Annotated in this window: 20 protein-coding genes; 4 read left to right on the top strand and 16 right to left on the bottom strand. The window is 72.7% G+C overall.

The features are described 5' to 3' along the window. Nucleotides 1–89: 89 nt before the first annotated feature. From AB0F13_RS10055 to AB0F13_RS10045, 3 genes are read right to left on the bottom strand one after another with little or no spacing between them, the layout of a single operon-like run. Nucleotides 90–1,292 (bottom strand): dipeptidase, encoded by a 1,203-nt coding sequence (locus tag AB0F13_RS10055; protein WP_362078101.1) that lies wholly within the window; start codon nucleotides 1,290–1,292, stop codon nucleotides 90–92. A gap of 14 nt (nucleotides 1,293–1,306) precedes the next feature. After that, a complete protein-coding gene (gene purE, locus AB0F13_RS10050; RefSeq protein ID WP_362078042.1) occupies nucleotides 1,307–1,834 on the bottom strand; it encodes a 5-(carboxyamino)imidazole ribonucleotide mutase in 528 nt (175 codons plus the stop codon). Then, a complete protein-coding gene (locus tag AB0F13_RS10045) occupies nucleotides 1,831–3,000 on the bottom strand; it encodes a 5-(carboxyamino)imidazole ribonucleotide synthase (RefSeq protein WP_362078039.1) in 1,170 nt (389 codons plus the stop codon). The genes purE and AB0F13_RS10045 overlap by 4 nt, the downstream gene beginning before the upstream one ends. A 159-nt stretch (nucleotides 3,001–3,159) precedes the next feature. Between AB0F13_RS10045 and AB0F13_RS10040 the strand changes: the two genes are divergently transcribed. Further along, on the top strand, nucleotides 3,160–3,669 hold the full coding sequence (locus AB0F13_RS10040) for a GtrA family protein (RefSeq protein WP_362078036.1): 510 nt from the start codon (nucleotides 3,160–3,162) through the stop codon (nucleotides 3,667–3,669). A 38-nt stretch (nucleotides 3,670–3,707) separates the two neighbouring features. Here the strand turns inward: AB0F13_RS10040 and AB0F13_RS10035 are convergent, their stop codons facing one another. After that, nucleotides 3,708–4,952, bottom strand: a complete 1,245-nt coding sequence (locus AB0F13_RS10035; RefSeq protein WP_362078033.1) for an ATP-binding protein — start codon at nucleotides 4,950–4,952, stop codon at nucleotides 3,708–3,710. 54 nt (nucleotides 4,953–5,006) lie between these two features. Then, nucleotides 5,007–5,687, bottom strand: coding sequence for a response regulator transcription factor (locus AB0F13_RS10030; protein WP_362078030.1), 681 nt, complete (start codon nucleotides 5,685–5,687; stop codon nucleotides 5,007–5,009). A gap of 470 nt (nucleotides 5,688–6,157) precedes the next feature. Here AB0F13_RS10030 and AB0F13_RS10025 point away from each other — a divergent pair, with 470 nt between their 5' ends. Next, nucleotides 6,158–7,693, top strand: a complete 1,536-nt coding sequence (locus tag AB0F13_RS10025; RefSeq protein WP_362078027.1) for an oligopeptide:H+ symporter — start codon at nucleotides 6,158–6,160, stop codon at nucleotides 7,691–7,693. A gap of 63 nt (nucleotides 7,694–7,756) precedes the next feature. Here AB0F13_RS10025 and AB0F13_RS10020 read toward each other — a convergent pair whose 3' ends face one another. The 5 genes from AB0F13_RS10020 to AB0F13_RS10000 form a co-directional block, all read right to left on the bottom strand. Beyond that, complete coding sequence (locus tag AB0F13_RS10020; RefSeq protein WP_362078024.1) at nucleotides 7,757–8,770, bottom strand: neocarzinostatin apoprotein domain-containing protein; 1,014 nt, start codon at nucleotides 8,768–8,770, stop codon at nucleotides 7,757–7,759. Continuing rightward, the gene (locus AB0F13_RS10015) at nucleotides 8,767–9,603 is read right to left on the bottom strand and encodes a hypothetical protein (protein WP_362078021.1); all 837 of its coding nucleotides are present in this window, start codon (nucleotides 9,601–9,603) and stop codon (nucleotides 8,767–8,769) included. Before AB0F13_RS10015 ends, AB0F13_RS10020 begins: the two co-directional genes overlap by 4 nt. Nucleotides 9,604–9,633: 30 nt before the next feature. Next, nucleotides 9,634–10,461 (bottom strand): LPXTG cell wall anchor domain-containing protein, encoded by an 828-nt coding sequence (locus AB0F13_RS10010; protein ID WP_362078018.1) that lies wholly within the window; start codon nucleotides 10,459–10,461, stop codon nucleotides 9,634–9,636. Between the two features lie 175 nt (nucleotides 10,462–10,636). Beyond that, nucleotides 10,637–11,131, bottom strand: a complete 495-nt coding sequence (locus AB0F13_RS10005) for an ATP-binding protein (protein WP_362078015.1) — start codon at nucleotides 11,129–11,131, stop codon at nucleotides 10,637–10,639. Nucleotides 11,132–11,282: 151 nt separating this feature from the next. Further along, entirely contained in the window at nucleotides 11,283–11,651 is a 369-nt protein-coding gene (locus AB0F13_RS10000; protein WP_362078013.1) for an STAS domain-containing protein, read from the bottom strand. Between the two features lie 247 nt (nucleotides 11,652–11,898). Here AB0F13_RS10000 and AB0F13_RS09995 point away from each other — a divergent pair, with 247 nt between their 5' ends. After that, nucleotides 11,899–12,834 carry an RNA polymerase sigma factor SigF gene (locus tag AB0F13_RS09995; protein WP_362078098.1) on the top strand — a complete coding sequence of 312 codons (936 nt, stop codon included), beginning with the start codon at nucleotides 11,899–11,901 and terminating at the stop codon, nucleotides 12,832–12,834. On the opposite strand, the gene AB0F13_RS09990 is transcribed toward AB0F13_RS09995, so the two are convergent. From AB0F13_RS09990 to hutU, 5 genes are all read right to left on the bottom strand, one after another. After that, on the bottom strand, nucleotides 12,775–13,485 hold the full coding sequence (locus AB0F13_RS09990; protein WP_362078011.1) for a hypothetical protein: 711 nt from the start codon (nucleotides 13,483–13,485) through the stop codon (nucleotides 12,775–12,777). The two genes, AB0F13_RS09995 and AB0F13_RS09990, sit on opposite strands and share 60 nt — an antisense overlap. Nucleotides 13,486–13,565: 80 nt before the next feature. Further along, complete coding sequence (gene hutI, locus AB0F13_RS09985) at nucleotides 13,566–14,732, bottom strand: imidazolonepropionase (RefSeq protein ID WP_362078008.1); 1,167 nt, start codon at nucleotides 14,730–14,732, stop codon at nucleotides 13,566–13,568. 20 nt (nucleotides 14,733–14,752) lie between these two features. Then, nucleotides 14,753–16,183, bottom strand: a complete 1,431-nt coding sequence (locus tag AB0F13_RS09980; protein WP_362078005.1) for a formimidoylglutamate deiminase — start codon at nucleotides 16,181–16,183, stop codon at nucleotides 14,753–14,755. After that, on the bottom strand, nucleotides 16,174–17,361 hold the full coding sequence (locus tag AB0F13_RS09975) for an allantoate amidohydrolase (protein WP_362078002.1): 1,188 nt from the start codon (nucleotides 17,359–17,361) through the stop codon (nucleotides 16,174–16,176). The genes AB0F13_RS09980 and AB0F13_RS09975 overlap by 10 nt, the downstream gene beginning before the upstream one ends. 185 nt (nucleotides 17,362–17,546) lie before the next feature. Continuing rightward, entirely contained in the window at nucleotides 17,547–19,211 is a 1,665-nt protein-coding gene (hutU, locus tag AB0F13_RS09970) for a urocanate hydratase (RefSeq protein ID WP_362077999.1), read from the bottom strand. Nucleotides 19,212–19,390: 179 nt separating this feature from the next. Here hutU and AB0F13_RS09965 point away from each other — a divergent pair, with 179 nt between their 5' ends. After that, nucleotides 19,391–20,761 (top strand): diaminopimelate decarboxylase, encoded by a 1,371-nt coding sequence (locus tag AB0F13_RS09965; RefSeq protein WP_362077995.1) that lies wholly within the window; start codon nucleotides 19,391–19,393, stop codon nucleotides 20,759–20,761. Here AB0F13_RS09965 and AB0F13_RS09960 read toward each other — a convergent pair. After that, nucleotides 20,745–21,350, bottom strand: coding sequence for a hypothetical protein (locus AB0F13_RS09960; protein WP_362077992.1), 606 nt, complete (start codon nucleotides 21,348–21,350; stop codon nucleotides 20,745–20,747). The genes AB0F13_RS09965 and AB0F13_RS09960 overlap by 17 nt on opposite strands. Nucleotides 21,351–21,506 lie beyond the last annotated feature (156 nt).

Genomic DNA, 21,506 nt, shown 5'->3' with positions numbered 1-21,506 from the left:
AACACCCCGCCCCCCGGACCACAACCCCCGCCCGGGCCCCAACTCCCGCCCGTCCGGCGATTGAGGACAACAGCACAGCCAGGGCGCACTCAGGCGCCGGCACCGTCCAGCTGGTCGATCGTCGCGATCGACGGGCGGCGCGTCGCGGAGAGGTCCCGGGCCACATCCTCCGCGGCCCTCAGGACGCGCACCGCGTTCTGCCACGTCAGCTTCGCCAGGTCCGCGTCGGACCACCCACGGCTCAGCAGCTCCGCGACCAGGTTGGGGTAACTGGAGACGTCGGAGAGGTCCTCGGGTGTGAAGGCCGTGCCGTCGTAGTCGCCGCCGAGGCCGATGTGGTCGATGCCCGCGGCCTCGCGCATGTGGTCGAGGTGGTCGGCGACCGTCGCGGCCGTGGCGAGCGGGCGCGGGCGCCCGGCCTCGAAGGCGCGGTGCACGGCCATCGCCTCGGCGGTGGTGTCGAGGTGGTGCAGGCCGTGGGCGCGCATGTTCTCGTCCGCCGCCCGGGTCCAGGCGACGGCCTCCGGCAGGACGAACTTCGGCACGAACGTCGCCATGGCCACGCCGCCGTTCGCGGCGAGCGCGCCGAGCACGTCGTCAGGGATGTTGCGCGGGTGGTCGCAGACGGCCCGCGCGGAGGAGTGCGAGAAGATCACCGGCGCCTCGGTGATCCGTAGCGCGTCGCGCATGGTGTCGGCCGAGACGTGCGAGAGGTCGACCAGCATGCCGAGGCGGTTCATCTCGCGGACGACCTCCTCGCCGAAGCGCGTCAGCCCGCCGGCGGCGGGCTCGTCGGTCGCCGAGTCCGCCCACGGGATGTTGTCGTTGTGGGTGAGCGTCATGTAGCGGACGCCCAGCCGGTGCAGGGCGCGCAGCGTGGCCAGCGAGCAGTTGATGCTGTGCCCGCCCTCGGCGCCCATCAGGGAGGCGATGCGGCCCTCGGCACGCGCGGCCTCCATGTCGTCGGCGGTGAACGCCAGGCGCAGGTCCGCCGGGTAGCGGGCGGCCAGCTGCCGTACGACGTCGATCTGCTCGAGCGTCGCGCTGACGGCCTCGTCGCCGGCCATGTCCGTACGGACGTACACCGACCAGAACTGGGCCCCGACGCCGCCCGCCCGCAGCCGGGGCAGGTCGGTGTGGAGGCCGGCGGCGCTCTGGTCGGCGGCGATGTCGCGCCGGTCGAGGTCGTAGCGGACCTGTTCGCGCAGCGCCCAGGGCAGGTCGTTGTGCCCGTCGACGACCGGGTGGGCGGCGAGGAGCTCCCGGGCGCGGGCCAGGTGCTCACCGGTCACGGCGCTCACGGCGCTCACTTGCCGAACCCGAAGCCCGAGGCGCCCTGCACCTTCGCGCGCAGCCGCTTGCCCTTGTCGGTGGCCTGCTCGTTGAGCTCGTCCTGGAAGTGCCGCATCCGGAACAGGAGTTCGCTGTCGTGCGCGGCGAGCATCCGGACCGCCAGCAGGCCGGCGTTGCGTGCGCCGGCGACGGAGACCGTGGCGACGGGCACCCCGGCCGGCATCTGCACGATGGACAGCAGCGAGTCCATGCCGTCCAGGTACTTCAGCGGCACGGGCACCCCGATGACCGGCAGCGGGGTGACGGAGGCCAGCATGCCGGGGAGGTGGGCCGCGCCGCCCGCGCCCGCGATGATCGCCTTGAGGCCGCGGCCGGCGGCCTGCTCCCCGTAAGTGATCATCTCGCGCGGCATCCGGTGCGCGGAGACGACGTCGACCTCGTAGGGGATCTCGAACTCGTCCAGGGCCTTGGCGGCGGCTTCCATGACGGGCCAGTCGGAGTCCGAGCCCATGACGATGCCGACGACGGGGGAACCAGTCATTCCGTGATCGTTCCTCGCAGGTATCCGGCGGCGTGGCTCGCGCGCTCGCGCACATCCGCCAGATCGTCGCCGTAGGTGTTGACGTGTCCGACCTTGCGGCCGGGCTTGACGTCCTTGCCGTACATATGGATCTTCAGGCCGGGGTCCCGTGCCATGCAATGCAGGTACGCGGAATACATGTCGGGATAGTCGCCGCCGAGGACGTTGGCCATGACGGTCCACTTGGCGCGCGGGCGGGGATCGCCGAGCGGCAGGTCCAGTACGGCCCGGACGTGGTTGGCGAACTGCGAGGTGATCGCGCCGTCCTGGGTCCAGTGGCCGGAGTTGTGCGGGCGCATCGCCAGCTCGTTGACGAGCACCCGGCCGTCGCGGGTCTCGAACAGCTCCACGGCGAGGTGGCCGACCACGCCCAGCTCCTTGGCCACCTTCAGGGCGAGCTGCTGCGCGTGGGCGGAGAGCTCGGCGGAGAGGTCCGGCGCGGGGGCGATGACCGTGTCGCAGACGCCGTCGACCTGGACGGACTCGACGACGGGGTAGGAGACGGCCTGGCCGTGCGGGGAGCGGACGACGTTGGCGGCGAGCTCGCGGACGAAGTCGACCTTCTCCTCGGCGAGCACGGGCACGCCGGCGCGGAACGGTTCCTCCGCGCCCTTGGCGTCCCTCACGACCCACACGCCCTTGCCGTCGTAGCCGCCGCGCACGGTCTTGAGGACGACGGGGAAGCCGGCACCCTCCGCCGCGAACCGCTCCACGTCCGCCGGACCGGAGACGATGCGGTGCCGGGGGCACGGCACTCCGATCTCCATGAGCTTCGCCCGCATCACGCCCTTGTCCTGGGCGTGCACCAACGCGTCGGGCCCCGGGCGGACGGGGATGCCGTCCGCCTCCAGAGCCCGTAGGTGCTCGGTCGGAACATGCTCGTGATCGAAAGTGATCACATCGCAGCCTTGTGCAAAAGCACGAAGGGTCTCCAGGTCGCGGTAGTCGCCGATGACGACATCGCTCACCACCTGGGCCGCCGAGTCCTGCGGGGTATCGCTGAGCAGCTTGAACCTGATGCCGAGGGGGATGCCCGCCTCGTGGGTCATACGGGCGAGCTGGCCGCCGCCGACCATGCCGACTACCGGGAACGTCACGCCCCCAGAGTATCCGTACGCACGAACCATCCTTACCGCCCCTGGATGATCCTCCAATTCCAGAGGCGGTCACTCCGCCGACAGGAAGGCCCCGTACTCCCTGCCGATAAGGACCGAAAAGCTCCTGTTCGCCAGTCATTCACGGACTCTCCGAGTCGCCGCGCGCGACGGCTGGTTAGCATGAAGGACATGAATCGACCGCGCACAGTGCGTTCCCGGCTGGAGCGGCTGGCCCGCGAGATCGCGAAATTCGGCGCCGTCGGCGCGATCGGATTCGTGGTCAACTTCATCGTCTTCAACCTCTGCGTCCACGGCTTCGGTCTGGCCGTGGTGCGTTCCGGCGTCATCGCGACGGCCGTCGCCATCGCCACCAACTACATCGGCAACCGCTACTGGACCTATCGCCACGGCGACAGGAACCGGCGCAGCCGCGAGCTGTCCTTGTTCCTGCTGTTCAGCGGCATCGGCCTCGTCATCGAGAACGGCGCCCTGGCCCTGTCCCACTACGGCCTGGGCCTGACGACCCCACTCGCCGACAACATCTCGAAGAACGTCATCGGCCTCGGCCTCGGCACCGTCTTCCGCTTCTGGTCCTACCGCACCTGGGTGTTCCGGGCGCTGCCCGCACGGGCGGCCGTGGAGACCGCCGAATCGTTCCTGGCGGCGGCGCCCCCGCAGCGCGTCGACGCCGGCAAGTAGTCCCCTGCGCACCCGCCGCACCCGCCGGGCCGGCCGCGTCAGTCGTGCTGGTCGGCTTCCCTGCTCAGGAACAGCGCGAAGACGGGCGGCTGCTGCTGGAGCAGTTCCAGCCGCCCGCCGTCCGCCTCGGCCAGGTCGCGGGCGACCGCCAGGCCCAGCCCGGTGGAGTTGCGGCCGCTGACCGTCCGCTCGAAGACCCGCGAGCCCAGGTCGGCCGGCACGCCCGGCCCCTCGTCGGAGACCTCCACCACCGCCTGGTTGCCGGTGACGCGCGTGCGGATCGCGACCGTGCCGTCCCCGTGCATCAGCGAGTTCTCGATCAGCGTCGCCAGCACCTGGGAGACGGCGCCGGGCGTGCCCACCGCCCGCAGCCCCTGCTTGCCGGAGCGCACCAGGGCGCGGCCCGCGGTGCGGGTGGCGGGCCGCCACTCCTCGATCTGCTGCTTGACGACCTCGTCGAGGTCGAAGGTGACCGCGGAACCCGTCTGCGGGTCGCGGGAGTTGGTCAGCAGCCGCTGCACGACGTCGGTGAGCCGCTCCACCTGGGTGAGGGCGATCGTCGCCTCCTCCTTGACCGTATCCGGGTCGTCGGTGAGCGTGATCTCCTCCAGCCGCATCGACAGCGCCGTCAGCGGCGTGCGCAGCTGGTGCGAGGCGTCGGCGGCCAGCCGCCGCTCGGCCGTGAGCATCCGGGCGATGCGCTCGGCACTGCCGTCCAGGACGTCGGCCACCCGGTCCAGCTCGGGCACCCCGTAGCGGCGGTGGCGGGGGCGGGGGTCGCCGGAGCCCAGCCGCTCGGCCGTCTCGGCGAGGTCGGTGAGCGGGGCGGTGAGCCGGTTGGCCTGGCGCACGGCCAGGAACACGGCGGCGACGACGGCCAGCAGCGCAACGGCGAGGATCACCAGCAGCGTGCGGCCGACCTCGCGGCTGACCGTGGAGCGGGACTCCTCGACCCGTACGGTCTCGCCCTGCTCTCCCCGCTGGGTCGCCGTGATCATGCCGCCCTCGGGCCGGGTGCCGATCTCGATGGGCGTGCGGCCGGGAATGTCGATGCGGGCGTACCGCTCGGGGGTGATCTGCTCGCGCAGCACCTCCGACTCCACGCGCTCGCCGCCCGCCAGCCGGCTGTCGACGATGCTCACCAGGCGCACGGCCTCGGACTGCACGCTTTCCTGCGCGCTGCTCTCGATCGTGCGGGTCTCGACGATGACGAGCGAGATGCCGAAGACGGCGATCACGACGAGGACGACGGCGAGCGTGGAGTTGATCAGTCGGCGGCGCACGGTGCCCTCCGGGCGGGGTGGTGCGAGGTCAGCCCGGGCGGGCCCGGTACCGGCTCAGCTCTTCTCGAAGCGGAAGCCGACACCGCGGACGGTGGCGATGTAGCGCGGGTTCGCGGCGTCGTCCCCGAGCTTCTTGCGGAGCCAGGAGATGTGCATGTCCAGGGTCTTGGTGGAGGACCACCACGTGGTGTCCCAGACCTCGCGCATCAGCTGGTCGCGGGTGACGACCCGGCCCGCGTCGCGCACCAGGACGCGCAGCAGGTCGAACTCCTTCGCGGTGAGCTGCAGTTCCTCGTCGCCCATCCAGGCGCGGTGCGACTCCACGTCGATCCGCACGCCGTGGGTGGCGGGCGGCTGCTGGTGGGTCTCGACGGTGCCGCGCCGCAGCAGGGCCCGTACGCGGGCGAGCAGCTCGGCCAGCCGGAAGGGCTTGGTGACGTAGTCGTCGGCGCCGGCGTCCAGGCCGACCACGGTGTCCACCTCGTCGGCGCGGGCGGTGAGCACCAGCACCGGGAAGCCGTGGCCCTCGGTGCGCAGTCGGCGGCAGACCTCCAGACCGTCCATGCCGGGCAGCCCGAGGTCGAGGACGAGCAGGTCCACCCCTCCCTGAAGGCCGGCGTCCAGCGCCGTGGGACCGTCTTCGCGCACCTCCACCTCGTACCCTTCGCGGCGCAGCGCGCGTGCGAGCGGCTCCGAGATGGAAGCGTCATCCTCGGCGAGCAGTACTCGGGTCATGCAGAGATGGTAGTCCGCTCGGGCGCACGTCAGAGGTGTGGTGGACGCTACCCAGGGCAACACTTCACCGAAAGTGTTATCACCTTCGAATATGTGTGTACGGTTCCGCCGTGGGCTGTGATCCATGTCTCAACTCCTTCCATATGCGGGCGGGGTGTGACGTATGGTGACCAGACGTCTGTAGCACTACCGGAGGACCTTCGGATCGTTCGACGCGCCGAAGGTCCCTGTTGTGCGGCAGGGCTGGACCCCCAGCCCTGTGACAGTGATTGACCTGTCGGCCGGGTCCGCCGCGCGATGGTGCGCGGGGGCGTGGATCCCGGCGTACGGCCGTCCTGCCGGTTCCTCCACCTTGAGGAGCCGAACCCCTCGGGCGTGGGGGCGGGCGGTGCAGTAGCCGGTGCCGGCCAACCCCCACCCGGGCGCACCCCCCAGCTCCACCACGCGTCCCGAGCACCCTAGGAATGACCATGGCGTCCAGCCTGACGAAGGGCGCGGCCGAGCAGGAGAAGACCTCTCCGAACGACGGCGGCAAGACCTTCTTCGGCCACCCCCGCGGCCTGGCCCCCCTCTTCATGACCGAGATGTGGGAGCGCTTCTCCTACTACGGCATGAGGGCCCTCCTCGTCGTCTACCTGATCGCCGGCGGCCCCGACGCCAAGCCCGGCAGCCAGGGCGGCGGTCTGGAGATGCCCGAGGCCAGCGCAGTGGCCATCTACTCCGTCTACGTGGCCATGGTGTACCTGCTGGCCATGCCCGGCGGCTGGTTCGGCGACCGTGTCTGGGGCCCGCGCAAGACGGTGGCCATCGCGGCGAGCGTGATCATGGCCGGTCACCTGGCCCTGGCCATCCCCGGCAAGCCGTCCTTCTTCGCCGGCCTCGCGCTGGTGGCGATCGGCTCGGGCCTGCTGAAGGCCAACATCTCCACGATGGTCGGTCACCTCTACGACGGTCCCCAGGACCCGCGCCGGGACGGTGGCTTCACCCTCTTCTACATCGGCATCAACATCGGTGCCTTCGCCGCACCGCTGGTCATCGGCACCGTGGGCCAGGAAGTCAACTGGCACCTGGGCTTCGCCATCGCCGCCGCCGGCATGGCACTGGGCCTGGCGATCTTCCTGTACGGCACCCGCCACCTGAACGCGAAGAGCAGCGTCGTCCCCAAGCCGCTGTCGGCCGAGGAGCGCAAGTCGACGCTCACCAAGGGCCTGCTCTGGCTCGGCGTCGCGGCCGTCTTCTACGGCATCGTCGGCGGCACCGGCCACTTCACGCTCAACTGGGCGCTGGTGCCGATCACCCTGCTGGGCCTGGTGATCCCGATCACCGTCCTGTTCCGCATCAAGCGCGACAAGGAGCTCTCGGCCACCGAGCAGACCAAGGTCAGCGGCTACATCTGGTTCTTCGTCGCCGCCGCCGTGTTCTGGATGATCTTCGACCAGGCCGGCTCGACGATGTCGACGTTCGCCGAGAAGAAGACCGCGGACAACGTCTTCGGCCTGCACTTCCCGTCCACCTGGTTCCAGTCGGTCAACCCGCTGTGGGTCATGGCGCTGGCCCCGGTCTTCGCCTGGCTGTGGCTGTGGCTGGCCCGCACCAACCGTGAGCCGAGCACCACGGTGAAGTTCGCCATGGCGATGGTCGTCATCGGTGCCTCGTTCTTCGTCTTCGCCGTCCCGATGGCGATGGCCGGCGACGGCACGAAGGTCAGCCCGATGTGGCTGCTGTCGATCTACATGATCCAGACCATGGGTGAGCTGTGCCTCTCCCCGGTGGGTCTGTCGCTCACCACGAAGATGGCGCCGCAGAAGTACGCCAGCACGATGATGGGCGTCTGGTTCCTGGCCGTCACCGCCGGTGACTGCACCACGGGCCTGCTCTCCATCGCCGGTTTCGACCTCAACGGCACCGGGATGATCCTGCTCCAGGCGGCGCTCGCAGCGCTCGCGGGCTTCGCGGTGTGGATGTACCGCAAGAAGATCGAAGGCCTGATGGGCGACGTTCACTGACACAGTCCGCTCACGGGCATGAAGGGGCCCCCGGCGCGTTTCCGCGCCGGGGGCCCCTTCGCGTCATTCCGCGCCTGGGTCGTGCGGCGCGGGCGCTCCGGCGCCTCGTGGGCCGGCACCGGGTGCGAACCAGGGCAGCACGCCGGTGTCCGGGCCTGCCGGGGCGTGCGGGCGGGGCGCGGTGGGCGGGCGGGGCCGCACGCGGTCCACGACCGCCATGCCCGCGCGGAAGACCGCCAGCGGCACCACCACGCACAGCAGGATCCAGAAGAGCGTCACGCCCCAGGGCCGGCGCACGTCCCACGGCTCCTCGACGAGCACCTTCCCGCCGTACGCGAGCGAGACGACGTAGTCCCCGTACGCGCCCGCCGCCAGCTCCACGTCCAGCGAGACGCGCTCCTTGCGCCCGGCGGCCACGGTGCCGCGCCAGGGGCGTTCCTCCCAGGAGGGGGCGAGCACCGCGCGGGCGGTGCCGAGCCTGAGGACGGGGTTTTCGGCCGGGGTCGAGCCGAGGTTGGCCACGGTCATCACCAGCCGGCGCTTCGGCGGGGCGCCGAACCACGTCAGGAGGGAGTCCCCGCCCTCCAGCCGGGCGTCGAGCACGCTCAGCCGCTCGCCGCCGGTCTGCCGCGGCAGGGGCGCGGCCGGGTGGCCCGCGACGGAGAAGGCCGCGTCGGCCGCCTGCGGGTCGCCGGTGACGGTCGCGACGTGAACGACGCACGGGCACGGCTTCGGCGGCGCGGCGACCGGGAGAGTGCGGCGGAACGTGCCGTCGGGGCCCGTGGTGACGGCACGGCCGTCGGCGTTGGCGCAGGCGTTGGTGCCGCCGATCATGTTCTGGCCGCAGACGAGCAGGGTGAGCAGGGCGCCCGGCCGCCAGCCCGCGCCGGTGACGGTGACGCTCGCGCCCTTGGGGGCGTCGGCCCGGTCCACGGCGGCGGTCGGACCGGTGAGACGCGCGGCTGCTGGCGATGCGTACGCGGCGCCGGTGGCTTTTGCGACTGGTGGGGCCCATGAGGCGAGCAGCAGGGCGAGCAGCGCCGCGGCGAGCCCGGCCCGTACCCCGCCGCCCTTCACGAGCGGGCCCGGCGCCGTCGTACGAGCCGTACGGCCGCTCCGGCCGCCGCGAGGGCGCCGGACACGGCCAGGGCCGGGCCGAGCCAGGGCAGCGGCGCGTACGAGCCGGAGGCGGCCGCGTGGGTGCCGTCGGAGGTGGTGGCGGTGACCCTGACCGTCACCCGGTCCAGGCGCGGGGCGTCCGGCCACTTCTGCGCCAGCCGGACGCTGCCGCCCGGCGCCAGCTCGGCGGGCACGCCGGTGGCCGGCCGGCGCAGGACCTCCCCGAAGAGGCCCACGGCCCGGATGTCCAGGCGCGGGGCGAGGGCGGTGTTGCCCCGGTTGACCAGCGCGTACCGGATGACCGCGCCCCGGCCCGTACCGCTGACCCGCACATGTTCCACCGAGAGCGCGGAGAGCGCCGGGCCGCCGACCCGTACCGTCATCGGCACCCGGACCAGCCGGCCCTCCCCCGCCGCGACCACCGCGGCGGCGTGGTCGCCGGGCCCCACGCCCGCCGGGACGGTGACGGTGAGGGGGACGTCCGCTCGGGTGCGGGGCGGTACGTCCACCCGGGGGACCGCGAGCGAGATCCAGGGGCCCGTGCCGTGCAGCTCGACCGTGCGGGGCCGGTCCCCCGGGTTCACCACCGACAGCTTGTCCTCGAGCACCGTGCCGGGCGCGCCCTCCAGGTAGAAGGCCGGCCTGTCGTCGGCCGTGGGTCCCTTCCTGCCGCCGGGCGCGGGGGCCGCCGTCCACGGCGCGGCGTCAGCCGCGGCCGTGCCGGGGGCCGCGGACAGGACGAGCAGCGCCAGGGCGGCGCAGAGCGCGGCGGTGCGGGTGCGGGGCGTCATCGGCGGCTCCCTGGGCGTGGGCGTACGGGTTCAGCCGGTGGTGCGGCGCCTCCGGGTGAGCCAGAGGGTGCCCGCGACGCCGGCGAGGAGCACCGTGCCGCCGAGGGTGCCGAGAGCGACGGCGGAGTCGGCGGGTCCGGTCTGCGGGAGCCCGCCGCCGCCGGTGGCGGACGAACCGCCGGAACCGGTGCTGCCGGTGGAGCCCGTGCCACCGGTGGAGCCGGTTGTCCCGCCGGTGCCGCCCGAGCCGCCCGTGGACGACCCGCCGGTCGTCGGCGAACCGCCCGTCGAGCCCGCCGTGGACCCGCCGGTCGAACCGCCGGTCGTCCCGCCCGGGCCCTTGACGTCGAGGGTCAGCGACGGCTTGGGGTTGTTGCTGGGGTTGCAGGTGGTCGTGGTGCCCAGGGCGAGGATGGTGAGGGTGGAGGCCGTGAAGGTGACCTGGCCGCCCTTCTTCGGCGTGTACGTACCCGACAAGTCACTGATCTTGATGGGCGTGTTGGGCGGTATGGGCTGGTCGTTGGCGGGGCCGGAGACCGCCACCGTGCCGCTGTCCGCACCGCCGAGCTTGATGACGGCGCTCGGCTTCATCGCGCCCTTGCCCAGTTCGATGGGGCTGGAGGAGACGCCCTTTTGGAAGGACATGGTGAGTTTGTACGCGCCACCGCTCGCCACGGCCTTGATGTCGATGGGAGAGACCGCGCTCTTGTCCCCGATCGGGGTCTTGCACTGGTATTCGACGTCGACCGTCTCGGCCTGCGCGGCCGGTGCGACCAGCAGGATCGCGCCGCCGGCCAGAGCCGCCGCGACCGCCGTCACACCACCGCGGCGCACGGGGTGACGTGGGATGTGGGACACCTGTGGTTCCCCTCTCGTCCGGTGCCGCAGCCGAAATTCACTGACGGCACATCAGATCGGGCGCCGACAGTACGCCGGGGACCGTGGAGAGGGAAGACAAAGAACACGCCGTGCTCGGACGCGCGGGCACGCTCCGCGCGCGGGGGCGGCGCCGGCGGGCACCCGTCGGGACGCGCTAGGACGGAGCGGCGAGCTCCGCCCAGACCGTCTTGCCGGCGCCGCCGCCGCGCCGCGTGACACCCCAGTCCAGGCACAGCCGCTGCACGATAAACATGCCGTGGCCGCCGGGCCGGCCGGCGCGGTGCGGGGTGCGGGGCGCGGGTGTGCCGGCACCGAGGTCGGCCACCTCCAGCCGCAGCACCTTGCCCGCGCAGCTGACCCGCAGCTCCTCGGGGCCTTCGGCGTGCAGACAGGCGTTGGTGACCAGCTCGGAGACGACCAGCAGGACGTCCTCGGCGGCGGCCCGGTGATCGGCCGAGCCGGCCGGCAGCCAGCCCCAGTCGTGGAGGGCCTGCCGGGTGAAGTCGCGGGAGAGCGGCACGGCGCCGCCGACTCCGACGAGGCGCAGCCGACGACTCCGACCGCCCGGCGGCGGTGAGCCTGCCGGGGCGGCGCCCGAGGCCTCCGGACCGGGACCGTCCGGCGGTGGGCACGCCCGGGGGGTGCTCATCAGCGCTTCACCTCACCGATTCACCGAAACGAACACGAACAACTTCAACGGATTCAGCTGTCTCCTGCCCGGCGGAATCGTGAGAACACCCACGAATTCGACACGGGACTGTGACGCAGGCAACGAGGCCTACGGAGATTTTCGGCCGGACTCAGTCGGCGAGTGCCGCATCGAGCGTGTCGTGCACGGTGAAGACGGCCCCGGCACCCGTGATCTCGAAGACGCGGGCGACGACCGGTCCCATGGCGGCGAGGTGGATGGCGCCCCCCGCGGCCTCGGCCTTCAGCCGGGCGCCGAGCAGTACGTTCAGGCCGGTGGAGTCGCAGAAGTCGAGCCGCGAGCAGTCGACGACCACGCGCGCGTCGCCGGCGCTGACGCAGTTCTCGAGTGGTTCACGCAACAACTCGGCCGTGTGGTGATCGAGCTCACCCGCCGGCGAAACGATCGAGCTCGCCCCGTGCCGCCGGACCTCCACCCGAAGCCGACCTCTGCTCGGATTGCCGACCATCCCGCGATCCATGCGCTTCCCTTCGTGCCTTACGTGCCTTCGTGGCGTACCCGTGTGGCGCAGGCAAAACCCTACGCCTTCGATACGGTCGTCCGGAAGCCGAAGTTCCGTCATTTCCGACAGAACCGGACAAACGGTACTTGCCATATGAAGGTAAAGACCGGTAGGGCTAGTAGAGACACATCCACCACCGACGGCCTCGGAGGCGCCGCAAACCGCAGCAAAGGGTCACGGCATCGGCAGCCATATGCCGAGAATGATGGAGGAGACCATGTCACCCCGGCTCGACGAAAAGCATTCCTATACCTCGTGCGCGGCCCTGGCGGCCCGCACCCGCGAGGAGCGGGAAACCGCCTCGTCGACAACCCCGCCCGAGCACAGCGACCCCGGACTCTCCGGGCTCCCCGAGATCCCCCCGTTCGACGAGGTGGGGGCGGTCGACGCACGTGCTCTGTCCAAGACGCTCTTCGCGCGCCTCAGCGCGCTCGAGGAGGGCACCCATGAATACGCCTACGTCCGCAACACCCTGGTCGAACTGAACCTGGCACTGGTGAAGTTCGCGGCCTCACGGTTCCGCACCCGCAGCGAGCCGATGGAGGACATCATCCAGGTCGGGACGATCGGCCTGATCAAGGCCATCGACCGCTTCGAGCTCAGCCGCGGCGTCGAGTTCCCCACGTTCGCGATGCCGACGATCATCGGCGAGATCAAGCGCTTCTTCCGCGACACCAGTTGGTCGGTACGCGTGCCCCGCCGGCTTCAGGAGCTCCGGCTCGACCTGGCCAGGGCCGGCGACGAACTGGCACAGCAGCTCGACCGCTCCCCGACCCTCGGTGAACTGGCCGAGCGGCTGAACCTCAGTGAGGACGAGGTCGTCGAGGGCATGGCGGCGAGCAACGCGTACACCGCGAGCTCGCTGGACGCCCAGGCCGACGAGGACGAGCCCGAGGGCTCGCTGTCGGACCGCATCGGCTACGAGGACCACAGTCTCGAGGGCATCGAGTACGTCGAGTCGCTCAAGCCCCTGATCGCCGAACTCCCCTCGCGCGACCGGCGGATACTGTCCCTGCGCTTCGTGGCCAACATGACGCAGTCGGAGATCGGCGAGGAGCTGGGCATCTCCCAGATGCACGTCTCACGACTGCTGTCCCGCACGCTGGTGCGACTGCGCCGAGGGCTGCTGAGCGAGGACTAGGACCGGAGCCGGGCCTCCCTCGTCACCAGTGCGCCGCACGGACAGCTCCGTGCGGCGCACTGGGGCTGCCGCGCCCCGCCCGGACGGTTCTCCGAGCGGTGCGAGCGCCAGCAGGAACAGCAGGGCGCCCAGCGGCAGCAGATCCAGGCTGACCGCCGTGAGCGCCGTTGCGGCCACCACGGCGACCGGCCGCCACGCCGCGACGGCGCGCACCACCGCCGCCTGCGCCGTCAGCAGCACCAGTCCGACGTGGAAGAGCAGCGGGCCGACGGTGTAGAACGCGGGCCCGATGCCCGGCCCGCCCTGGATCCGGTCGAAGAGCTCGTCCATGGTCGCGCGGTCCGCCGAGCAGTAGCCGACGACGAGGTCGATGACGGCCTGCCCCGTCACGGCCGCCACTCCCAGCAGCCCCAGCACCGCCCCGGTACCCGCGAACCACCGCCCGGCGGGGCCGCTGCCGCGCGCCGCCGCCCCGCGCAGCCCCACGAACACGGGGACGAACAGCAGGACGCCCGCCAGAAGGGCGAGGTGGCCGATCGACCAGTCCGGCCCCGGACCGTGATCGTCGTCGATCAGCCGGACGAGGCCGTACGCCCCCATGCACAGCGGTCCTGCGGCGAAGGCCGCCCGGCCCCACGTCGTGTTCGTCATGAACCGATCATTGCGGCGGGGGTGCCGCCCCGGCCTCGGGGAACACCCGGATGCCGCCCTGACGGACCCCTGACAGGCCCTCAGAGGGCGCGGACGCCCCGCTGCCAGACGGCCGAGACGAGCGGCACTCCGGGGCGATAGGCGAGGTGGACGTGCGACGGGGCGTCCAGGAGCGCGAGGTCGGCGCGGGCGCCCGGGGCCAGGCGGCCGATGTCGGTGCGGCGCAGGGCGGCCGCGCCGCCGGCCGTGGCGGACCAGACCGCCTCGTCGGGCGTCATGCCCATGTCCCGTACCGCCAGGGCGATGCAGAAGGCCATGGAGCTCGTGAAGGACGAGCCGGGGTTGCAGTCCGTGGAGAGGGCGACCGTGGCGCCGGCGTCGAGAAGGCGGCGCGCGTCGGGCCACCGGGCGCGGGTGGAGAACTCGGCGCCGGGAAGCAGGGTGGCCACGGTGGTGCTGTTGGCCAGGGCGTCGACGTCCGCGTCACTGAGGTGCGTGCAGTGGTCGGCGGAGGCCGCGTCCACCTCCACGGCGAGCTGGACGCCCGGACCGTGGCCGAGCTGGTTGGCGTGGACGCGCGGGGCCAGACCGCGCCGCTTGCCGGCCTCCAGGACCGCACGGGCCTGGTCGCCGTCGAAGGCGCCCTTCTCGCAGAAGACGTCGACCCAGCGGGCGTGGGGCGCGCACGCGTCGAGCATCTCGCCGGTGACGAGGGCGACATAGCCCTCCGGGTCGTCGGCGAACTCCGGGGCGACGATGTGCGCGCCGAGGTAGGTGACCTCGTCCGTGTGGGCGGCGGCGATGCGCAGGGCGCGGGCCTCGTCGTGGGTGGTCAGGCCGTAGCCGGACTTGGTCTCCAGCGTGGTGGTGCCCTGCCGCAGGGCCTCACCGAGGTAGCGCAGGAGGTTGGCCCGAAGCTCCTCGTCGGTGGCCGAGCGGGTCGCCGCCACCGTGGTGCGGATGCCGCCGGCGCTGTAGCTCCGGCCGGACATGCGCGCGTTGAACTCGGCGGTGCGGTCGCCCGCGAAGACCAGGTGGGAGTGGGAGTCCACGAAGCCGGGCAGGGCGGTGCGGCCCTGCGCGTCGACGGCGTTGTCAGTGGCGGGTGCTTTCCTGGACTCACCGGTCCACACGACGCGGTCGCCGTCGATGACGACCGCCGCGTCCCGGATCAGACCGAGGGGGCCTTCACCGAGGGAGGGGTCGTTGGTGACGAGAGTGCTGATGTTGGTGATCGCCGTGCTCATGCTGTCTCCGGTCGTCGGCGTCAGCCGCGCAGGGCGGCGATGGAGTCGGCCAGGGCCAGGGGCACGTCCGGTACGAGCTGGTGGACCCCGTCCCGTACGACATGCCGGCCACCGACCACCGTATGGCGGATGTCCGCGCTGGTCGCCGCGAATACGGCCGTCTCGGCGCCGTGGCGCGGCTCCGGGCCCGCGGTACGGACGGAGTCCAGAGCGACGGTCGTGAGATCGGCGAGCGCGCCGGGCCCGATGCGGCCCGCGTCGGCCCAGCCGAGGGAGGCGTGGCCGTCGGCGGTGGCGGCGCGCAGCAGCGCGGCGGCCGTCCAGTGGCCGCGGGTGCGGGTGCGCAGCCGTTCGTCGAGCTCCATGGCGCGGGCCTCTTCGAGAAGGTCGATGACGGCGTGGCTGTCGCTGCCGAGGGACAGCGGGCTGCCGGCCTGCTGGAGCCGGGCGGCGGGGCCGATGCCGTCGGCGAGGTCCCGTTCGGTGGTGGGGCACATGCAGATCGTCGTGCTCGCGCCGCCGAGGAGGCGGATGTCCTCGTCGGTCAGGTGCGTGGCGTGCACGGCGGAGGTGCGGGGGCCGAGCACACCGTGGTCGGCGAGCAGACGCGTGGGGGTGCGGCCGTGCGCCGCCTGGCAGGCGTCGTTCTCGGCGGTCTGCTCGGAGAGGTGGACGTGCAGGGGGGCATCGCGCTCGTCCGCCCAGGCGGCGACGGTCGCCAGCTGGCCGGCGGGCACGGCGCGCACGGAGTGGACGGCGGCACCTATCCGGGCGTGGCCGGCGGGCTTGAGGGCCGCGGCGCGCTCGGCCCAGGCGTCGGCCGTGCCGTCGGAGAAGCGGAGCTGGTGGTGGTTGGGGGGCTCGCCACTGCGTCCGTCACCCATGCCGGAGGAGAGGTAGGCGGTATCGAGGAGGGTGATGCGGATGCCGGCTTCGCCGGCGGCCGCGATCAGGGCCTCGCCCATGGCGTTGGGGTCGGCGTAGCGGGTGCCGCCGGGGGCGTGGTGGACGTAGTGGAACTCACCGACGCAGGTGATGCCGGCGAGGGCCATCTCGGCGTAGGTGGCGCGGGCGAGGGCGAAGTAGTTCTCGGGGGTGAGCCTGTCGGCGACGCCGTACATGACGTTGCGCCAGGTCCAGAATGAGTCGGGCGCTCCGCCCGGGCTCCGCGCAGGCGGAGGTGACCCGGCACGGCTGCGATCGTCGGCCGGTCCGGGGAGGGCGGAGTCGGGTGCCGCTTGGACCACGCCCCGCAAGGCGCGGTGGAACGCGTGGGAATGGCTGTTCGCCAACCCGGCGATGGTCAGCCCGCGCAGGCTCACCGCGCCCGGTGGCGGGGCCGGGACCCCGGTGCGTACGGCCGTGATCCGCCCGTCGGTGACGTCGATGGCCACGCCGGGCTCGACGCCGGTGCCGAGCCACGCGTGCTCGGCCCAGTAGGTCACCTGCACGCGAGGCCCTCCAGTACGTCGGCGAGTGCGCTCACCCCGGCGAGGCAGTCGTCCTCGGACGCCGTCTCGGCCGGCGAGTGCGAGACGCCGGTGGGGTTGCGGACGAACAGCATGGCGGTGGGGATGACGCCGGACAGAATACCGGCGTCGTGCCCGGCGCCCGTGGGCAGCACGGGGGCGCCGCCCAGCAGCTTCGCGATCTCGTCGCGCAGGTCGTGCGCGAACTCCACGACGGGCGTGAAGGACTCCCGGGTGACGTGGACGTCGACGCCGTCGCGGGCCCCGCGCTCCAGGGCGGCGTGTTCGATCCCGGCGACGACGGCGGCGAGGGTCTCCTCGTCGGCGGCGCGCGAGTCCAGCCAGCCGCGCACGAGGGAGGCGATGGCGTTGACGCCGTTCGGCTCGACACTGACCTTCCCGAAGGTGGCCAGGGCGCCGGCGAGGCGGGCCTTCTTGCGGGCGGCCAGCACGGTGTTGGCGTAGGTCAGCATCGGGTCGCGGCGGTCCTCGATGCGGGTGGTGCCGGCGTGGTTGGCCTCGCCGTGGAAGTCGAACCGCCAGCGGCCGTGCGGCCAGATCGCGGAGGCGACGCCGACCGCGTGGTCCGTCCCGGCGAGGGCGCGGCCCTGCTCGACGTGCAGTTCCACGAACGCGCCGATGCGGGCGAGGCGCTCGGGGTCGGCTCCGATGGCGTCCGGGTCGTAGCCGGCGCGCTCCATGGCCCGGGGCAGGGAGATCCCGTCGGCGTCGCGGAGCGCATGCGCCTTGTCCACGGTGAGCTGCCCGGCGGTCAGGCGGGAGCCGACGCAGGCGAGGCCGAAGCGGGCGCCTTCCTCGTCGCCGAAGTTGACGATGGCCAAGGGCCGGGCCGGCTTCGCGCCGCGCGAGCGGAGTTCGTCGAGCGCCGCGAAGGACGACACGACGCCCAGCGGTCCGTCGAAGGCGCCGCCGTCGGGGACGGAGTCCAGGTGGGAGCCGGTGACGACGGCGTCACCGGCGGCGGGGTCGCCGAGCCAGGCCCACTGGTTGCCGTTGCGGTCGAGTTCGTAGGCCAGGCCGCGGCTCTCCGCCTGCGCCCGGAACCACGCGCGGCAGTCGGCGTCGGCGCCGTTCCAGGCGAAGCGGCGGTATCCGCGGCTTTCGGAGCTGCGGCCGATGGGGAGAAGGTCCCGCCACATCTCGTGAAAGGTCGCGCCTGCGGCGGGCTGCTCCCCTGCCCCGCCCCTTCCCGGAACCGGGGGACGGGCTGTATTCAGCCCGTGCGGCGATCGAGTACCGGGGTCCGGGGCGGAGCCCCGGACGGGGGCACCTCCCAGCGGTAGCTGGGGGAGGGAAGGGGCGGGGTGGGGCGAGGATTCCTCGGTCACGACGCGTCGCCCTCGCGCATCGGGATGCGGACATCGCGCTCGGCGGCGACCGACTCCGCGATGTCGTACCCGGCATCCACGTGCCGGATGACGCCCATGCCCGGGTCGTTCGTCAGCACCCGGCGGATCTTCTCGCCGGCCAGCGCCGTGCCGTCGGCCACCGTGACCTGGCCCGCGTGGATCGAGCGGCCCATGCCGACGCCCCCGCCGTGGTGCAGGGAGACCCAGGACGCGCCGGAGGCCACGTTGACCATCGCGTTCAGCAGCGGCCAGTCCGCAATCGCGTCGGAACCGTCCAGCATGGCCTCCGTCTCGCGGTAGGGAGAGGCGACCGAGCCGCAGTCGAGGTGGTCGCGGCCGATGACCAGCGGCGCGGCGAGCGTGCCGTCGGCGACCATGTCGTTGAAGCGCTCGCCCGCCTTGTCGCGCTCGCCGTAGCCGAGCCAGCAGATCCGGGCGGGCAGGCCCTGGAAGTGGACCCGCTCCCCGGCCATCTTGAGCCAGCGGGCGAGGGACTCGTTCTCGGGGAAGAGTTCGAGCATCGCCTTGTCGGTCTTGTGGATGTCGGCCGGGTCGCCGGAGAGGGCCGCCCAGCGGAAGGGGCCCTTGCCCTCGCAGAAGAGGGGGCGGATGTACGCCGGTACGAAGCCGGGGAAGTCGAAGGCGCGCGTGTAGCCGGCCAGCTGGGCCTCGCCTCGGATGGAGTTGCCGTAGTCGAAGACCTCGGCGCCCGCGTCCTGGAAGCCGACCATGGCCTCGACGTGCCGCGCCATCGACTCACGCGCCCGGAGCGTGAAGTCGGCGGGCTTCTCGGCGGCGTAGGAGGCCATGTCGTCGAAGTCGACGCCGGTCGGCAGGTAGGCCAGCGGGTCGTGGGCGGAGGTCTGGTCCGTGACGATGTCGATGGGGGCGTTCATGGCGAGCAGCTGCGGGACGAGCTCGGCCGCGTTGCCGAGGACGCCGATGGACAGCGGGCGGCGCGCGTCGCGGGCCTCGACGGCCAGCTGGAGCGCGTGGTCGAGGGAGTCGGCCTTGACGTCCAGGTAGCGGTGCTCGATGCGGCGCTCGATGGCGCGCGGGTCGCAGTCGATACAGATCGCGACGCCGTCGTTCATGGTGACGGCGAGCGGCTGGGCGCCGCCCATGCCGCCGAGGCCGGCGGTGAGGGTGATCGTCCCGGCCAGGGTGCCGCCGAACTTCTTCGCGGCGACGGCGGCGAAGGTCTCGTATGTGCCCTGCAGGATGCCCTGCGTGCCGATGTAGATCCAGGAGCCGGCCGTCATCTGCCCGTACATGGTCAGGCCGAGGGCCTCCAGGCGGCGGAACTCCTCCCAGTTGGCCCAGTCACCGACGAGGTTGGAGTTGGCGATCAGGACGCGCGGCGCCCACTCGTGGGTCTGCATCACGCCGACCGGCCGGCCGGACTGGACCAGCATGGTCTCGTCCTGCTTCAGCGTCTGCAGGGTGCGGACCATCGCGTCGAAGGAGCGCCAGTCGCGGGCGGCCTTGCCCGTGCCGCCGTAGACGACGAGCTTGTCGGGGTGCTCGGCGACCTCGGGGTCGAGGTTGTTCTGCAGCATCCGCAGCGCGGCTTCCTGCTGCCATCCCCGGGTGCTCAGCTCGGTGCCTCGCGGCGCTCGCACGGGTCGCGCTCCTGACATGGGCCCTGCCTCCCTGGCTTTGAATGGAACATTGCACAGTTTGAGCCGCTGAATACCGCTAGTCAACAGGTCGGCGGGGCTCACATCGGTCCCGGCGGGACGGAAGCCTCCGGCATCCCGCAGGATCCGGCCTCGCGAAGTCCGTGGCAGGCGGCCTCCCGCAGTGGTGGAGTAGGTACATGGGCCTCGACGACGGTGAGCGCTGCGGCACCGCGAGCGCCGCCCGGCGCCGGGCGGCCGTGCGGGCCGCTGTCCGGCAGGGCGTGGTGAGCGCGGACCGGCCCGTGGTGGGGCTGCTGGACGTGCGGGGCATCCGGGAGGCCGCGGGGGCGCTGCGGGATGCCTTCGCGGGCGCGGGCGGAGCGCAGGGCGTCCTGCACGCCTTCGCCGTGAAGGCGGCACCGCTGGTGCCCGTGCTGCGGCTGCTCGCCGCCGAGGGGCTGGGCGCCGAGGTCGCGAGCCCCGGGGAGCTGGCGCTGGCACGGGCGGCCGGCGTGCCGGCCGGGCGCACGGTGCTGGACTCGCCGGCGAAGACCACCGCCGAGCTGCGCGAGGCGCTGGCGGCCGGGATCACCGTCAACGCCGACAGCCGGGAGGAGCTGACGCGGCTGGACGCCCTCCTGGGCGGGGCGCCCAGCACATCACCGGTCGGGCTGCGCGTGAACCCGCAGGTCGGCGGCGGCAGCATCGGTGCCCTGAGCACCGCCACGGACACCTCCAAGTTCGGGGTGGCACTGCGCGACGAGGGAGCACGCGCATGGCTCCTCCGCGCGTACGCCGAGCGGCCGTGGCTGACCCGGATCCACGCCCACGTCGGCTCGCAGGGCTGCCCGCTGGAGCTGATGGCCGCCGGGGTGCGGGAGATCCACGAACTGGCGGAGGAGGTCAACCGGGCCCACCGGGCCACCGGTGGCGGGCAGCGGATCGACACCATCGACATCGGCGGCGGCCTGCCGGTCAACTTCGCCTCCGACGACGTCGCTCCCACGCACCGCGACTACGCGCGGCTGCTGTCCGCCACCGTCCCGGGGCTGTTCGACGGGGGCTACGGCCTGGTGACCGAGTTCGGCCGGTCGCTGCTGGCCAAGAGCGGCACGATCCTGGCCCGCGTGGAGTACACCAAGTCGGCCGGCGGCCGGCGGATCGCGGTGACCCACGCGGGCGCCCAGGTGGCGGTGCGCACGGTCTTCGCCCCCGAGTCGTGGCCGCTGCGGGTGGCGGTGTTCGACGCCGAGGGGCGGCCGAAGGAGGCGGATCCGCTGCCTCAGGACGTGGCGGGGCCGTGCTGCTTCGCGGGCGATCTGGCCGCGGCCAACCGCCTCCTGCCCCGCATCGAGGCCGGGGACCACATCGCGCTGCTCGACACCGGCGCGTACTACTTCTCGCACCACTACGCGTACAACACACTCCCCCGGCCGGGGGTTTACGGCTACGCCGCGCACCAACAGGAGGTGCGCTTCGCCACCGTACGACCGCCGCAGACCGTGGACGAGCTCGTCGCGGAGAGCGGTGGCGGCCCCCACGCCGCGGACCTCAGCGCGCTGCGCTGACCGCCGCCCCGCTCCGCGGCGTCGCACCGCGCCGGCGCCTGGCGCCTCCCGGCAGGGCGTCGCCCGCGGCGAGGCCGGTGGTCAGATAGCCGGGGACGGACCCCGCGGCGGGGCTGCCCTGCGCCCATTCCGTGCGCACCCACAGCAGCGCCTCGCCGCGGCGCTCCAGGCCGCCCAGCCACAGGGCCTTCGCCCACAGGCCCGCGCCGAGCCCGGCCATGGCCAGGCCCGCCGCGGCCGGCACCGCGAAGGAGGAGCCGGCGGCGGCGAGGAAGGCGGCCGTCAGCCACCAGCGCCGGGCGCGCGACCAGTTCCGTGCGGTCACAGCACGGTCCTGGAGGAAGACGGACCGTCCCGCGCGCGCCGCGCCGCCCGCCAGTTCCCTGTACCGCCCGCGCCGCACGGCGAAGGCCACGGCGCCCGCCACGACGAACAGCGCCGCTCCGGCCGCCAGGCCCGTCCGGCGCCCGGTCAGCCCCGGCACCACGGCTGCGATGCCCGCGGCCGGCACGCCCAGCCACCACAGGCGGACGGCCGTCGCCCGTACGATCACGGCGACCCGCGCCAGCGCATATGCTCCGCGCCCCACGTCAGACCTCCTTGTGTCCCGTCTCCCGACTCGCGCCCGGCAGGTTAGCCAACGAATATGAGGACCGGCTGAGAACGGCGCCGGGCGCCACTGGTCCACTGAAGGTCATACCCAGGTATCACCCGTGAGTCGGCTCCTGCGCAGGCCGTGTCCGCA

This window comes from Streptomyces sp. NPDC026206 (genome assembly GCF_040638465.1).
GTDB lineage: Bacteria > Actinomycetota > Actinomycetes > Streptomycetales > Streptomycetaceae > Streptomyces.
The sequence above is the reverse complement of the archived record's forward strand: the minus strand, read 5'-3'. Positions and strand labels throughout refer to the sequence as shown.

Excerpts from the sequence above, each read along its gene's own strand:
- purE (WP_362078042.1), bottom strand. The coding sequence starts at position 1,834 with ATGACTGGTTCCCCCGTCGTCGGCATCGTCATGGGCTCGGACTCCGAC.
- AB0F13_RS10045 (WP_362078039.1), bottom strand. The coding sequence starts at position 3,000 with ATGGTTCGTGCGTACGGATACTCTGGGGGCGTGACGTTCCCGGTAGTC.
- AB0F13_RS10040 (WP_362078036.1), top strand. The coding sequence starts at position 3,160 with ATGAATCGACCGCGCACAGTGCGTTCCCGGCTGGAGCGGCTGGCCCGC.
- AB0F13_RS10030 (WP_362078030.1), bottom strand. The coding sequence starts at position 5,687 with ATGACCCGAGTACTGCTCGCCGAGGATGACGCTTCCATCTCGGAGCCG.
- AB0F13_RS10025 (WP_362078027.1), top strand. The coding sequence starts at position 6,158 with ATGGCGTCCAGCCTGACGAAGGGCGCGGCCGAGCAGGAGAAGACCTCT.
- AB0F13_RS10015 (WP_362078021.1), bottom strand. The coding sequence starts at position 9,603 with ATGACGCCCCGCACCCGCACCGCCGCGCTCTGCGCCGCCCTGGCGCTG.
- AB0F13_RS10005 (WP_362078015.1), bottom strand. The coding sequence starts at position 11,131 with ATGAGCACCCCCCGGGCGTGCCCACCGCCGGACGGTCCCGGTCCGGAG.
- AB0F13_RS10000 (WP_362078013.1), bottom strand. The coding sequence starts at position 11,651 with ATGGATCGCGGGATGGTCGGCAATCCGAGCAGAGGTCGGCTTCGGGTG.
- AB0F13_RS09995 (WP_362078098.1), top strand. The coding sequence starts at position 11,899 with ATGGAGGAGACCATGTCACCCCGGCTCGACGAAAAGCATTCCTATACC.
- AB0F13_RS09990 (WP_362078011.1), bottom strand. The coding sequence starts at position 13,485 with ATGACGAACACGACGTGGGGCCGGGCGGCCTTCGCCGCAGGACCGCTG.
- hutI (WP_362078008.1), bottom strand. The coding sequence starts at position 14,732 with ATGAGCACGGCGATCACCAACATCAGCACTCTCGTCACCAACGACCCC.
- AB0F13_RS09975 (WP_362078002.1), bottom strand. The coding sequence starts at position 17,361 with ATGTGGCGGGACCTTCTCCCCATCGGCCGCAGCTCCGAAAGCCGCGGA.
- hutU (WP_362077999.1), bottom strand. The coding sequence starts at position 19,211 with ATGTCAGGAGCGCGACCCGTGCGAGCGCCGCGAGGCACCGAGCTGAGC.
- AB0F13_RS09965 (WP_362077995.1), top strand. The coding sequence starts at position 19,391 with ATGGGCCTCGACGACGGTGAGCGCTGCGGCACCGCGAGCGCCGCCCGG.